The organism is Rugamonas sp. GW822-FHT03B10, assembly GCF_058801745.1.
Window position 1 is genome coordinate 73,039 of sequence record NZ_JBXANP010000005.1, and the last position, 13,844, is coordinate 86,882.

Below are 13,844 nucleotides of genomic sequence, written 5' to 3' on the forward strand. Positions count from 1 at the left end.
GCAAACGTAGCGGAAATACCCGCGCTCCCGCGCCAGCGCCCATACGGCCGGGCGGCGACGAAGCTATGAAGCGGGTGCGCGTACAGGTATGATGTGGCCGATATGTCAGATTCCAAGGGCCAGCGCTGGCCCGGTCAGCCCCCCGGTGGAGAACACGATGGAATTCATCAACACGGAACGACTGCGCATCGGCTACCGCGAACACGGCATGCCCGACGGCGAACCGCTGATGCTGTTGCACGGCTGGCCGGACGACCTCCATACCTGGGACGCGCTGATCCCTTCGCTGGCCAGCGTGGGCTACCGCATCATCGTGCCGTTCCTGCGCGGCGCGGGCGAGACGCGTTTTCTCGATCCCCACACACCGCGCAGCGGGCAACTGAGCGCGCTGGCGCAGGATGCGCTGGACCTGGCCGACGCCCTGCGGCTGGCACCGTTCACCATCATCGGCCATGACTGGGGCGCCCGCGCCGCCTACAACGCGGCCCTGCTGGCGCCGCAGCGGGTGCGGCGCTGCATCGCGCTGTCGGTCGGCTGGGGCACCAACGACGCGAGCCAGGCGCTGAGCCTGGAGCAGGCGCGCAACTACTGGTATCACTGGTACATGGCCACGGAACGGGGCGCGGAGGCCGTGCGCAAGGAGCGGCGCGAACTGGCCTGCCTGCTGTGGCAGACGTGGGCGCCGGACTGGCAGTTCACCCAGGCCGAATTCCGCAGCACGGCACATTCGTTCGACAATCCGGACTGGCCGGCCATCACCGTGCACTCGTACCGCCACCGCTGGGGTTTCGCGGCCGGCGACCCCTACTACGCGCAGCAGGAGGCGGCCCTGCGCAGCAGCAGCGTGATCACCGTGCCCACGCTGCTGCTGCATGGCGATCAGGATGGCGCGAACGGCATCGCCACCTCCGCCGACAAGGAACACCTGTTCTCCGGCCCGTACAAGCGCATCGTACTGGCCGGCGCCGGCCACTTTCCCCAGCGCGAACAACCGGAGGCCGTGGCCGGTCACATCATGGACTGGCTGCGCGAAATGCCCTGAGCGCCAGCCCACGGGCGATCAGGTTTCCTTGCGCGCGCCCGGCTTGCCCGTCGTCGCGGACTGATTGCTCTGGTGCATGCCCTGGGTCGACGAACTGCCCTGGTGCATGCTCGTCCCGGCCGATCCGCCCTGCATGCCGGACGGGTTCTCGCGGCCTTCCATGCCGTCGCCGTGGGCGCTCTGCAGCGTGGACGTGCCCCGCATCTCGTTGCCCCGCGCGGCCTGGCGCATGCCCTGCTCGGCCAGGCGCTCGAACGGATCGGTGAACTTGCGCATCGCGTCCTGCTGGTCGCGCATGGTCTTTTCCGTCTCCTCCGTGGCCACGCGCGCCACCTCGTCGGCCAGGGCCTTGGCGGTGCGCGTCGTTTCGGCCACATGCTCCTCGGCCACCTTGGCCAGGTCCACATGGGTGTCGGCGGCGATGCGCGACACATGCTGCTGGTAGGCGCGCAGCTTCTCGGCGGCCGGCTGGGCATGGGCGGCGGCGGCGGCCAGCACTTCGGCCGGCCGGTTGGCCGTCAGCATTTGCTGGCCGGCCACACTGCTTTCCTCAAGCATGGTTTGGGCCAGTTGCAAGTTCAGGTCGGTGTACTGCTGCATGGTGCGGAACAGCGATTTGGACATGTCGTTAAAGTACGACAACTGCGCCTCCAGGTGCGTTTTGGCGGCGGGCGTTACGGTTTGCTGAAATGGGTACATGGATGCCTCGATTGGTGAAGATGGTGCGTGATTGGATGGCGGAATACCCCGTTGCGACGGGGTGATCGGCGATCGGTGGGATAGCCGATACGCGGTTGAAGCGCGAGTCCAAGGCTACGTTAGCAGCACCATCGAAGCATGATCTGGATCAAACGTGCGACCCTTTCACCAGCGCCAGCCGCCCCCAGCGTTCACAGCGGCAACGACAATTGCGGCGCGGTTTCCGACGCCAACTCCTGCGTCACTTTCGGCGTCGCGTCCGGCGTCAGCGTGGCCGGCTCCCAGGCGAAGCGGTCGGCCCCCAGCGCCAGGGCGCGGGCCAGCGCGGCCGCCTGTTCGGGCGACAGGTCCGGGTCCAGCCAGGTGGCCGCGTCGGCCGCCTCCAGCACCAGCGGGCTGCGGTCGTGCACGTCCACCATGCCGCCCTGGGATTCCGTGGTCAGCAGCACGAAGCCCGCTTCGGCCGGATGGTCGCGCGCGGGCGCGAAGCTGGCCAGCGCCAGCATGAACAGCGGCGCGCGGTCCTTGCGGTGGATGTGCCAGGCCTGCCGCTTGCCCTTCTCGCCCGTCCATTCGTACCAGCCGTGGGCCGGCACCACGGCGCGGCCCGTCTGCAACAGCCGGCGCCAGTAATTGCCGTGGATTTTCTCCAGCCGCGCCTGATAGGCGACGGGCAACTTGCCCACGGCCCAGGCCGGACGGTAGCCCCAGTACACGTCCTCGGCCGCCGGCGCGCCCCGGTGCTGGTGGAAAATCAGCCGCGCCGTCCCCGGGGTGGCGTTGCGGGTGGGCTCGGCCTGGCCACGGTAGGCCGCGTCGGCCCAGCCGAAGGCGGCCACGTAACGACGCGCAATGTCGTTCTGATCGAATCGTCCGCACATGATGGCACCGGCCAGATAGTTGATCACACAACTATTTTATCGCCGAACGGGCCACGCCGTACTCGGCGGCCGGTCCGCCCGCCCCCGCGACGGCCTGCCCAAATTTTCAGCAGCCGCCGCGCGCGCAAAGCGAATGCGGTGTACACTATGGTTTCTTGCTGAAGGGAAATTACATGAGCATCGCCGCCCTCAACGCCGGCCAGTCCGGTATGATCGCCAGCCAGCGCGCGCTGGACACCGCCGCCCACAATGTCGCCAACGCCAGCACCCAGGGTTTCCAGCCCCGGCAGGCGCAATTCCAGGAAGCCAGCCCGGCCGGCAGCGGCGTGACACTGTCGCAACAGGCGCGCGCCCAGGCGGCGGCCACGCCGGCGGCCACCTCGGGCGCCCTGCAAGGCAGCGGCACCGACCTGGCCAAGGAGACGAGCAACGCGCTGGTCTACAAGGCCCAGTTCGACCTGTCGGCCAAGGTCGTCAAGAGCACCGACCAGACGCTCGGTTCGCTCATCAACATCAAAGCCTGAATCGGCCGGAATGACCGCCCGCGCGCGGCAAGGTTTCCGAAAAAACATTGACAGCGGCGGCCCCGCAGGGGCACACTGCGCCGGACTGGCGTGGCGCAGCGCCGTTCCCGGCCCGGCGCAGTGTGCCCCTGCGGCGTTCCCCACCCCCGGCCAGGCACCTCCACCTCCACCACGATCAGGGCCAGCACGCGCCCGGCACCCGCGCGCGCATGGCAGCCATGCCCGCAATACTGCAATTCAACCGCCGGCCATTCCCACGAAAGGACGCCCTTGATACGCGACCAGGAAACGCTACCGCTGCCCGACAGTGCGCCCCGCGACGTGTCCGCCTCGCCGGTGGACACCCTGCCGGCCCGCCTGTGCGCCATCGTGCATGCCGGCGCCGCCCGCGCCCCGCACGACCCCGCGCTGCATGACGGCCAGCGCCACTGGACCTACGCCGAACTGGCGCGGGCCGTGGACGACACGGCCGCCCGGCTGCGCGAACTGAAGGTGCGCGGCGGCGACCGCGTGATGGTGGTGGCCGAGAACTGCGTGGCGCAGGTGGTGCTGACCTTCGCCTGCGCCGCCGTCGATGCCTGGGTGGTGCACGTGAACAGCCGCCTGTCGCCGCGCGAGGTGGACGTGATCCGCGACCACAGCGGCGCGCGGCGCGTGTTCTACACCTCGGGGTGTTCGCCGGAAGCGGCGGCCCACGGCCGGCGCCACGGCGCGCGCGCGGCCGACACGCCGTTCGGCCAGTGGATGATCGGCCCGCTCAACGCGACCTGCCTGCCCGAACCCGTGCGCGCCGACGGCGCCGCGCAGACGGCGGCCCTGCTGTACACGACCGGCACCACGGGCCAGCCCAAGGGCGTGATGCTAAGCCACCGCAACCTGCTGTTCATCGCCGCCGTCTCCAGCCGCCTGCGCGGCCTGGTGCCAAGCGACCGGGCCTGGGGCGTGCTGCCCATCTCGCATGTGTACGGCCTGGCGTCGGTCATGCTGGGCACCCTGTACGCGGGCGCCTGCCTGTACCTGTGCCCGCGCTTCCAGCCCGCGCTGCTGCTGCAGGCGCTCGAACGCGACCGGCTCACCATCCTGCAGGGCGTGCCCGGCATGTACGCGCGCCTGCTCGAAACGCTGGCCACGCCCGGTCAACGGCTGCGCACCGAACTGCGCTTCATCTACGCCGGCGGCTCGCCGCTCACGCCCAGCCTGAAGGCGGACGTGGAACAGTTGTTCGGCCTGCCCCTGCACAACGGCTACGGCCTGACGGAATCGTCGCCCACCGTCAGCCAGACCCGCCTCGACCAGCCGCGCGCCGACACCTCGGTGGGCATGGTGATCCCCGGCGTGGAAGCGCGCATCGTCGATGCCGCCGGCGCCGAGGTGGCGCCCGGCGCGCCCGGCGAACTGTGGGTGCGCGGCCCCAACGTGATGCTCGGCTACTACCGCGAGCCGGCCCTGAGCGCGGCCGTCATGCGGGCCGATGGCTGGCTCGACACGGGCGACATCGCCCGCCGCGACGCCGACGGCGCGCTGTTCATCGCCGGCCGCACCAAGGAGCTGATCATCCGTTCCGGCTTCAACGTCTACCCGCTGGAGGTGGAGACGGTGCTCAACGCCCATCCGGGCGTGACCCAGTCGGCCGTGGTGGGCCGCAACGCGGCCGACGGCAACGAGGAAGTGGTGGCCTACGTGGAACTGGACCCGCGCCGCGACGTGGCGCTGGACGAACTGCACCGCCACCTGGCCGGCGCGCTAGCGCCGTACAAGCGGCCGGCCGAGATCATCGCGATGGCGGCGCTACCGGCGGCGGCCAGCGGCAAGATACTGAAAAACCAGCTGCGCCAGATGGCGCAACGGGCGGCCGCGCATCCGGCCGAACAATAACAACCAAGGGAGAGAGTGATCCTATGCGAACGACATTGAAGCGCGCCACACTGGCGGCACTGGTTTTGGGAGCGTGCGCCACGGGCGCGGCGCGGGCCGAGGAATTCCTGGTCGGCGTGGAGCTGCCGCTGACGGGCAGCCTGGCCCGCGTGGGCAACGGCATGCAGGAAGGCGTGGCGGTGGCGGCCGAGGTGTTCAACAAGACCAACGGCAAGCACAAGATCAAACTGACCACCGTGGACGACGAATCGGCGCCGGCCAAGGCCATCGCGGCGGTGGAAAAGCTGGCCAGCCAGGGCGTCGTGGCCATCACCGGCGGCTACGGCTCGAACAACATCTCGCCCGCGTCGGACGCGGCCAACAAGCTCAATCTGGTCTACATCACCTCGGGCGGCGTGGACGACAGCCTGGTCAACAGCGGCCGCAAGAACTTCTTCCGCATCAATAACACGGCCGGCTACGAGCGCGCCGTGCTGGGCCTGCTGAGCGACCTGGGCGCCAAGTCCGTCTCCATCATCTACTCGACCAAGGAGGCCACGTCCGACCTGACCGCCTCCGTCACCAAGGCGCTGGGCGCGCGCGGCGTGAAGGTCAACGGCCACGCGTTCGATCCGGCCATCACCGACTTCAAGCCCATCGTCAACAAGATCAAGCTGCAGGACAAGTCCGACGTGATCCTGATGGTCGGCTACGAGAACGACTACGTGGGCATCCTGCGCGCCGCGCGCGTGCTCAAGCCCGGCGTCAAGGCCATGGTCGGCGTGTGGTCGCTGGCCACGCCCAAGATGGCGGCCGAGTTCCCGGACCTGATGCCCAATGTGTACGGCACCGCCCTGCTGCCCTTCCCCGCCACGTTCGAGACGGCCGACGGCAAGGCCTTCGCCGACGGCTACCGCCAGCTGTACAAGAAGGAGCCCGATTACCTCGGCCAGTTCGGCTACGTGCAGGCCTCGCTGCTGTTCGACGCCATCGCGCGCGCGGCCGACAAGGGCACGATCAAGAAAGGCGGCATCGCGGAGGAACTGCGCAAGACCGACCGCGACACCCTGATCGGCCGCGTGCAGTTCAACGCCAACGGCGACAACCCCAACTTCGTGCACCGCATGGGCCAGCACCAGGACAAGAAGATCGTCATCGTGTGGCCGAAGGACCACGCCACCGGCAAGCCGGTCTATCCGGGCCTGCCGTGGTAAGGCCGGCATGACGGAACTGCTGCTCCAGGCCCTGTATTCGGGCCTGCTGCAAGGCTGCTCGTATGCGCTGGTCGCGCTCGGCCTGGCGCTGGTGTTCGGCAGCACCAGGGTGATCAACCTCGCGCACGGCGAGCTGGTGCTGCTGGCGGCCTACGTGGCCTACACGCTGGAGTCGGGCTTCGGGCTGGGCCCCGTGGCCGCCATTCCGGCCGCGCTGCTCGTCACCTGCCTGGCCTCGGCCGGCGTGTATGGCGTGGTGCGCCGCATCCGCCACGACCGCGAAATCAACTCCCTCATCCTCACCTTCGGCATCGGCGTGATCCTCACCAATGTGATGCTGCTGGTGTGGAAGGCCGACGTGCGCTCCACCAGTTCCAGCTGGCTGCAGGATGCCGTGGTGCTGGGACCGTTCTACAGCATGCACAGCGAACTGCTGTTCGCCGTGCTGGCCGTGGTGCTGCTGGCCGCCCTGTGGTGGTGGCTGGCGCGCAGCTGGCAGGGCCGGGCGCTGCGCGCGGTGGCCAGCAACCGCGACGCGGCCGCGCTGATGGGCATCCGGCCGGGCCGCGTGGAACTGCTGTCCTTCCTCGTCTCGGGCGCGCTGGCCGCGTTCGCCGGCGTGGCGCTGTACTGCTACGGCGTGATCCAGCCGGCCTACGGCGGCGCGCTCACCATCAAGGCGTTCGTCATCACCGTGCTGGCCGGCGTCGGCTCCATCCCCGGGGTGCTGCTGGGCGCCGTGCTGCTGGGCGTGTGCGAGGCGCTCACCGTCACCCTGGCCAGCTCCGCGCTGCAGGAACTGGCCGGCATGGTGCTGTTCCTGCTGGTGCTGTTCGTGCTGCCCAACGGTCTGCTGGGCACGGCCCGGAGGCGCGGATGACGGCCCGCCGGCTGGGCATGCGCCGCGCGCCCGCGCTGGTCGCCGGCCTGGCGGCGGTCTACCTGCTGGTGCCGCTGCTGCTGGGCGCCAACCACTACGTCATGAGCCTCGTGGTGGCGGCGCTGGTGATCGCCTGCGTGGCGCTGTCGTGGGCCCTGCTCGGCAATCTGGGCGGCATGGTCAGCTTCGGCCACAGCGCGTTCGTCGGCGTGGGCGCTTATGTGTCGGCGCTGCTGACCACCAAGGCGGGGCTGGGCGTGCCGCTGGCGATGGCGCTGGGCGGCGTCGGCGCCGTGCTGGCCGCCGTCGTCATGCTGCCCGTGCTGCGGCTGCGCGGGCCCTACTTCGCGCTGGCCATCCTGGCCTGCGCCCACATCCTGCGCATCGTGGCCACGGAATGGAGCACGGTGACGGGCGGCGCGGCCGGCATCGCCGGCATCCCCGTGCTACCTTCCGTGTTCGGCATCGCCGCCGGCGACAAGACCGGCGCCTACCTGATCATACTCACCATCGTGCTGCTGTTCGCGTGGACCTACCAGCGCGTCCGCGCCAGCCACTACGGCCTGGCCCTGCGCGCCATGCACGACAGCGAAGACGCCACCCGCGTGGTGGGCGTCAACAGCACGCTGCTCAAGGGCGCCATGCTGCTGCTGTCGGCCTTCATGGCCGGCGTGGCGGGCGCCTTCAACGTCCACTACATCAATTTCCTGGAACCCGATTACGCGTTCAACAGCGTGTGGATCACGGTGCCCATCGTGGCCGCCATCTTCGGCGGCTACCGCACCATCGCCGGGCCGGTGCTCGGCGCGCTGGTCGTGTACCTGCTCGACCAGCTGCTGTTCAAGGCGCTGATGCCCACCGGGCACCAGCTGGTGCTGGGCGCGCTGCTGGTGGCGATGATGGTGGCCAGTCCGTCCGGCCTGCTGCCGCTGCTGCGCCGCCGGGGAGCGCGCCATGCTTGAACTGGACCAGCTGAGCGTGCGCTTCGGCGGCCTGGCCGCCGTGGACGGCGTGTCGCTGCGCGTGGACAGCCACGAGGTGCTGGGCCTGGTCGGCCCCAACGGCGCCGGCAAGACCACGCTGTTCAACGCCATCTCCGGCCTGGTGCGGCCGGCCGCCGGCGCCATCCGCTTCAACGGCGCCAACATCGTGCGCAGCGCCCTGTTCCGCCGCGCGCGGCTCGGCATCGGCCGCACCTTCCAGATTCCGCAGCCGATGCACGAGCTGACGGTGCGCGAAAACCTGATCGTCGCGCAGCGCTTCGGCACGGGCCGCGTGGACGACGGCCGCATCGCCGAGATCCTCGACTTCACGGGCCTGGCGGCCAAGGCCGGCAGCGACGCCGCCACCGGCCTGGCGCTGACGGAGCTGAAGGCGCTGGAAGTGGCCAAGGCGCTGGCCACCGCGCCGCGCCTGCTGCTGCTGGACGAAGTGCTGGCCGGGCTGGAGACGGTGGGCAAGCGCCGCTTCATGGCCATGCTGGGCGAGCTGCACGCGCGCTTCGGCGTGGCCATGGTGATCATCGAGCACGACATCGAAACCATCAGCACGCTGTGCCAGCGCGTGGCCGTGCTCGATTTCGGGCGCCTGATCGCGGACGGCACGCCGGACGCCGTGTTCCGCGACCCGGCCGTCATGCGCAGCTATACCGGCACATCGGCGGGAGCTTCCCATGCTTGAAGTGCGCGGCGTGCGGGCCGGCTACGGCGCCATCAACGTGTTGTGGGACGTGTCGCTGACGGCCGCCGCCGGCCAGCTGACGGCCATCATCGGCCCCAACGGCGCCGGCAAGACCACGCTGCTGCGCGCCATCATGGGCCTGCTGCCGCTTGGCGCGGGCCAGGTGGCGCTGGACGGCCAGCCGCTGCATGGCGCGCCGGCCTGGCGCATGGCCGAACTGGGGGTGGCCATGGTGCCCGAGGGGCGCCTGGTGTTCCGCGACATGAGTGTGGAGGAAAACCTCGTCATGGGCGCCTTCCTGCCGGCCCACCGGCCGCATGTGCGGCAACGGCTGGAGCAGGCATACGCCACCTTCCCGCGCCTGCGCGAGCGGCGCAGGCAGGCGGCCGGCGCGTTGTCGGGCGGCGAGGCGCAGATGCTGGCACTGGCGCGCGGCCTGATGTCCGAACCGCGCCTGCTGATCGTGGATGAACCGTCGCTGGGACTGGCGCCGCTGGTGGTGAACGAGTTGTTCGAGATCCTGGCCGGCCTGAAGGCGGCGGGCCGCACCATCGTCCTCGTCGAGCAGAACACGGAGCGGGCGCTGGCCATCGCCGACCATGTGTACCTGCTGCGCAGCGGAACAGTGGCCCTGTCCCGGCCCGCGCGCGAGGTGGACCTGGCCAGCCTGCATGCGCTGTATTTTGCCCGCTAGGAGACAGCCCGTGCGCTTGCGGTGCGCCATTCCGCCCCCGGCTGTGGCACACTAGCATCTTTGCACGCAAGGGCCCCGGCATGGACCAAGGTGACAACCACGGTGGCAACAAGGGCGGCAACCAAGGTGGCAACCAAGGTGGCAGCGATCAGCAACCACGGCGCCGCCGCAAGGAAGACGCGGACGACGCCATGCCGCGCTATCTCGATCCGGGTGACACCGTGTTCAGCCTGTGGGGCCGCGTGCTGCGCGCCCGCTACCAGCACCTGGCCGCCGCCGTCACCCGCCACATCATCCAGCGCCCGCTGCACATCGGGATCTCGGCGCGCATCTTCCACCCGGAGCCGGGCGCGCGCGGCCTGCGCAGCAAGAAGCTGCAATACCTGGAGGAGTCGATCGCGCAGTGGGTGATGTCGCGCGACGTGCTGGTGTTCATGATCCCCACCGTCAACACGGACGGCCTGCTCCACCCCAGCAACATCCGCCTGCGCGACTACGCGCGCCACCTGGACGGGCTGGTGCTGCAGGGCGGCGCCGACGTCTCGCCGCAAAGCTACTCGGAAGCGCCGACCCGGCCCGAATGGAGCGGCGACCGCGCACGCGACATGTACGAGCTGGAACTGCTGCATGAATTCGTCGAGGCGGGCAAGCCGGTGCTAGGCGTGTGCCGCGGCTGCCAGCTGATCAATGTGGCCTTCGGCGGCACGCTGTACCAGGACATCGCGTCCGACGTGCCCACGGCCCAGGCCCACGTCCACGAAGACTACGACCGCCACCGCCATGCCGTCACCTTCCCGCGCGGCTCGTCGCTGGCGCGGCTGTTCACGGGGCAGGCGTCGGGTCTGGTGAACTCCATCCACCACCAGGCCGTCAAGACGCTGGGGCGCGACATGATGATCGAGGCGCTGTCCGAGCCGGACCAGATGGTGGAGGCGATCCGCTACCGCAAGGCGCCCTTCGTGATGGGATTGCAGTGGCATCCCGAATTCCACCGCGCGGGCGGGATCGAACTGCTCGACTGCACGCCCATCCTCGACAACTTCCTGCGCGTGGCGCGCGAGACGCGGTTCTGATGGACGTGGGTGATTAAATCTACCGGCCTGGCTTGCCGGCGTCGGGCCTTTTCGGCGCTCAGCCCCGGAAGCGGGCGATGGCCTCCTCGACCATGCCCTCGGCGCTGCCGCGCGCCTGGAACGCCGTGCGCAGAAGCTGCGCGTCGCCGCCCTCGCGCACCACCTGCTCCAGATGCGCCAGCGCCGCGCTGCCGCCCAGCGCATCGCCTTGCGGCGCCATCGCCTCCAGCGTGGCCAGGATGTCGTCGCGCAGGGCCAGGTTCTCGTAGCTGCGCGGATGCACGAGCGTGCCGTCCAGCCCGAAGCGGCAGGCCTGGAAGCGGTTGTAGTTGTAGACCAGGTAGTCATCCTCGCCCGGCTGCTCGTGCCGATGTTCGAGCAGGTAGCCACATAACGCCTGCAAATAGGCGGCCAGCGCAGCGGCCCGCTGCACCGTCAGCGGCGTGTCGCACACGCGCAGTTCGATGGTGCCGTATTCGGGCTTGGGCCGGATATCCCAGTAAAAGTCCTTCATGCTCTTGATGACGCCCGTGTGCTCCATCTTGGCGAAGTAGTCGTCCGTGAACTGGCTCCAGCGCAGCATGAACGGCGCCCGCCCGCTCATGGGGAAGGCGAACACGGAGTTCAGGCGGGCCGAATGGAACAGCGTGTCGTTACCCTGCACGAAGGGCGACGAGGCAGACAGCGCGATGAAATGCGGCACGTAGCGGCCCAGCGCGTGCAGCAGGTACAGCGCGTCGTCGCCGTTGGCGCAGCCGATGTGCACGTGCTGGCCGAACACGGTGAACTGCTTGGCCAGGTAGCCGTACAGGGCCGACACCTGCTGGAAGCGGGGCTTGGCGAAGATGCGCTGCTCGGACCATTTCTGGAACGGGTGGGTGCCGCCGCCGCACAGGCCGATGTTGAGCATCTCGCCGGCCTGCACCAGCGTGTCGCGCACCTGTTCCAGCTGCGCCAGCAACTCCGTGTGATTGGTGTGCACGTCCGAGTTAATCTCGATCATGCTCTCGGTGATTTCCGGCGTCACGTTGCCGGGGAAAGGCTTGCGGGCCAACAGGTGCAGCAGGTCCGGGCTCGACGCCGACAGGTCGAAGTCCGACAGGCTGACCAGTTGCAGCTCCAGTTCCACGCCCATGGTCAGGGGCGTGGAGTTCTTGAACGGTTCCAATGCCATGTCAGGCCTCCGGTCGCAGGGTTTCGTTGGCCCACACCAGCGCGCGCTGGGTGAGGATGGGACCCGCCACTTCCAGCAGCAGGATCATAGCGGCCAGCGCCGCCAGCTCGTCCACCAGCACCACGCCCATCTGGCGGGTCTGCTCCAGCAGCAGCGTGATGAACACCGACATGGGCGACAGCGCGATCCCCGTCAGCATCCCCTTGCGCCACGAGGTGCCGCCCGGATGCGAGAACAGCGCCACGGCCGCCGTCTTGACGACGAAGCGCGCGCCCACCAGCACCGCGCCCAGCGCCGCGCCCTCCACCACCCGCTCCCACGGCAGCACGGTGACGGCGAACACGAACAGCAGCACCGTCAGCAGCTCGCCGATGCTGCCGAAATTGCGCTCGGTGCGGGCGAAGGCAACGCGCCGGTGGCGCGCCACCAGCCCGAAGGCCAGCGTCGCCAGCACGGGCGACAGGGCGGTCGCATGGGTCAGCGCCACCAGCAGCACCACGCCCAGCGCGAAGCCGACCGTGCCGTCCTGCGACAAGGCGCCCAGGCGGCGCAGCAAGGCCGGCGCGCCGTAGCCGAACAGCGCACCCAGCGCGGCCGACGCCAGCAATTCGATCAGGCTGTGCGACACCGCCTGCCACAGGTTGCCCGAGGTCTGGAACACCCACACGCCGACGATCACCTTGAACACGAACACGGACAGCACGCAATTGATGGCCACCAGGTGCAGCAAGCGCTCCGTCACCTGGCCGGAGCTGTTCTGCTCGTTGACCACCCGCAGCACGCCGGCCGGCGAGGTGGACATGGCCAGCGAGGCCAGCAGCAGCGACGTCAGCGGCGGCATCGCCGTCAGCTGCGAGATCGCGTACACGGCGCCGAACGTGGCGGCCGCCTCGGCCAGCCCGCTGACGGCGATCCACGGATTGATGCGCAGCCAGTGCAGGTTGATGCGGTAACCGAATTCGAACAGGATCAAGCCGAAACCGAGGTTGGCCAGCAGCGTGACGGTGCTGGAGGCGCCGCTGGCCAGCGCACCCGGCCACACCTGCGCCAGGCCGAAGCCCACCAGCCCATACACGCTGATGCGGGGCACGCGGCACCAGCGATAAGCGCACTCCCCCGCCAGCCACGCCAGCGCGATCGCGAGCGGCCAGCCCAGTTCAGTCAAGACGAGATCAAGATTCGGCATGCGCCTCCCTATTGTTGTGGTCCTAGTACAATTCTGCCCATCAACGCCTCCCCCCACCGTGCGGTACTGAACATAAGGACAGCAGATGCCAGAACTCATCAGCGAACACGCCTGCTTCGGCGGCACCCAGCGCTTCTACCGCCATGCGTCGCGGGCCATCGGCCTGCCGATGCGGTTTTCCGTCTTCCTCCCGCCCCATGCGCCGGGCGCCAGGCTGCCGGCCCTGTTCTACCTTGCCGGCCTGACCTGCACCGAGGAGACGTTCATGATCAAGGCCGGCGCGCAGCGCGTGGCGGCCGAACTGGGACTGGTGCTGATCGCGCCCGACACCAGCCCGCGCGGCGCCAACGTGCCCGGCGAGACCGCCGATTGGGACCTGGGCGCGGGCGCCGGTTTTTACGTGGACGCCACCGAGCAGCCATGGGCCGGCCACTACCGGATGGACAGCTATCTGCTGGAACTGCATGCGCTGGTGTGCGCCGCGCTGCCCGTGGATGCGGCGCGGGTGGGCATCTTCGGCCATTCGATGGGCGGCCATGGCGCGCTCACGCAGGCCTTGCGCCGGCCGCAGCTGTTCCGTTCCGTGTCGGCCTTCGCGCCCATCGCCGCGCCCACGCAATGCCCGTGGGGACGCAAGGCGTTCAGCGCCTACCTGGGCGACGACGAGGCAAGCTGGCGCCAGCACGACGCCAGCGCCCTGATGGCGGAACTGCATACGCCGTTCCCGGACGGGATACTGATCGACCAGGGGCTGGCCGACAAATTCCTGGAACAGCAGCTGCACCCGGAACAATTCGAAGCGGCCTGCCGCGCGGCCGCCCAGCCGCTGCGGCTGCGCCGCCACGAAGGTTACGACCACGGCTACTACTTCATCGCCACCTTCATGGAGGAGCACCTGCGCTTCCACGCCCGCAACCTGGGTGCGGCGACGGGCGTGTGACGC

At 69.3% G+C, this 13,844-nt stretch carries 14 protein-coding genes; 10 read left to right on the plus strand and 4 right to left on the minus strand.

From position 1 onward, the window contains the following. Nucleotides 1-157: 157 nt before the first annotated feature. Nucleotides 158-1,042, plus strand: a complete 885-nt coding sequence (locus tag AC1RQG_RS10225) for an alpha/beta fold hydrolase (RefSeq protein WP_493130885.1) — start codon at nucleotides 158-160, stop codon at nucleotides 1,040-1,042. Between the two features lie 18 nt (nucleotides 1,043-1,060). Here the strand turns inward: AC1RQG_RS10225 and AC1RQG_RS10230 are convergent, their stop codons facing one another. Then, a complete protein-coding gene (locus tag AC1RQG_RS10230; RefSeq protein ID WP_493130887.1) occupies nucleotides 1,061-1,741 on the minus strand; it encodes a phasin family protein in 681 nt (226 codons plus the stop codon). A gap of 191 nt (nucleotides 1,742-1,932) precedes the next feature. Further along, complete coding sequence (locus AC1RQG_RS10235; protein WP_493130889.1) at nucleotides 1,933-2,649, minus strand: SOS response-associated peptidase; 717 nt, start codon at nucleotides 2,647-2,649, stop codon at nucleotides 1,933-1,935. A 146-nt stretch (nucleotides 2,650-2,795) separates the two neighbouring features. Between AC1RQG_RS10235 and AC1RQG_RS10240 the strand changes: the two genes are divergently transcribed. From AC1RQG_RS10240 to AC1RQG_RS10275, 8 genes are all read left to right on the plus strand, one after another. Continuing rightward, entirely contained in the window at nucleotides 2,796-3,146 is a 351-nt protein-coding gene (locus tag AC1RQG_RS10240; RefSeq protein WP_493130891.1) for a flagellar basal body protein, read from the plus strand. 297 nt (nucleotides 3,147-3,443) lie between these two features. After that, nucleotides 3,444-5,021 carry a class I adenylate-forming enzyme family protein gene (locus tag AC1RQG_RS10245; RefSeq protein ID WP_493131359.1) on the plus strand — a complete coding sequence of 526 codons (1,578 nt, stop codon included), beginning with the start codon at nucleotides 3,444-3,446 and terminating at the stop codon, nucleotides 5,019-5,021. A 23-nt stretch (nucleotides 5,022-5,044) separates the two neighbouring features. Next, complete coding sequence (locus AC1RQG_RS10250) at nucleotides 5,045-6,214, plus strand: ABC transporter substrate-binding protein (RefSeq protein ID WP_493130893.1); 1,170 nt, start codon at nucleotides 5,045-5,047, stop codon at nucleotides 6,212-6,214. Nucleotides 6,215-6,221: 7 nt separating this feature from the next. Then, nucleotides 6,222-7,094: a branched-chain amino acid ABC transporter permease gene (locus tag AC1RQG_RS10255; protein ID WP_493130895.1), complete on the plus strand. Its 873-nt coding sequence runs from the start codon at nucleotides 6,222-6,224 to the stop codon at nucleotides 7,092-7,094. After that, entirely contained in the window at nucleotides 7,091-8,056 is a 966-nt protein-coding gene (locus tag AC1RQG_RS10260) for a branched-chain amino acid ABC transporter permease (RefSeq protein ID WP_493130897.1), read from the plus strand. The genes AC1RQG_RS10255 and AC1RQG_RS10260 overlap by 4 nt, the downstream gene beginning before the upstream one ends. Further along, entirely contained in the window at nucleotides 8,049-8,774 is a 726-nt protein-coding gene (locus AC1RQG_RS10265; protein ID WP_493130899.1) for an ABC transporter ATP-binding protein, read from the plus strand. Before AC1RQG_RS10260 ends, AC1RQG_RS10265 begins: the two co-directional genes overlap by 8 nt. After that, nucleotides 8,767-9,468 carry an ABC transporter ATP-binding protein gene (locus tag AC1RQG_RS10270; RefSeq protein ID WP_493130901.1) on the plus strand — a complete coding sequence of 234 codons (702 nt, stop codon included), beginning with the start codon at nucleotides 8,767-8,769 and terminating at the stop codon, nucleotides 9,466-9,468. Before AC1RQG_RS10265 ends, AC1RQG_RS10270 begins: the two co-directional genes overlap by 8 nt. 80 nt (nucleotides 9,469-9,548) lie before the next feature. Then, a complete protein-coding gene (locus AC1RQG_RS10275) occupies nucleotides 9,549-10,541 on the plus strand; it encodes a gamma-glutamyl-gamma-aminobutyrate hydrolase family protein (protein ID WP_493130903.1) in 993 nt (330 codons plus the stop codon). Between the two features lie 58 nt (nucleotides 10,542-10,599). On the opposite strand, the gene AC1RQG_RS10280 is transcribed toward AC1RQG_RS10275, so the two are convergent. Beyond that, a complete protein-coding gene (locus AC1RQG_RS10280; protein WP_493130905.1) occupies nucleotides 10,600-11,715 on the minus strand; it encodes a YbdK family carboxylate-amine ligase in 1,116 nt (371 codons plus the stop codon). Between the two features lies 1 nt (nucleotide 11,716). After that, nucleotides 11,717-12,901: a cation:proton antiporter gene (locus AC1RQG_RS10285; protein ID WP_493130907.1), complete on the minus strand. Its 1,185-nt coding sequence runs from the start codon at nucleotides 12,899-12,901 to the stop codon at nucleotides 11,717-11,719. Nucleotides 12,902-12,986: 85 nt separating this feature from the next. Between AC1RQG_RS10285 and fghA the strand changes: the two genes are divergently transcribed. Further along, nucleotides 12,987-13,841 carry an S-formylglutathione hydrolase gene (fghA, locus tag AC1RQG_RS10290; protein ID WP_493130909.1) on the plus strand — a complete coding sequence of 285 codons (855 nt, stop codon included), beginning with the start codon at nucleotides 12,987-12,989 and terminating at the stop codon, nucleotides 13,839-13,841. Nucleotides 13,842-13,844 lie beyond the last annotated feature (3 nt).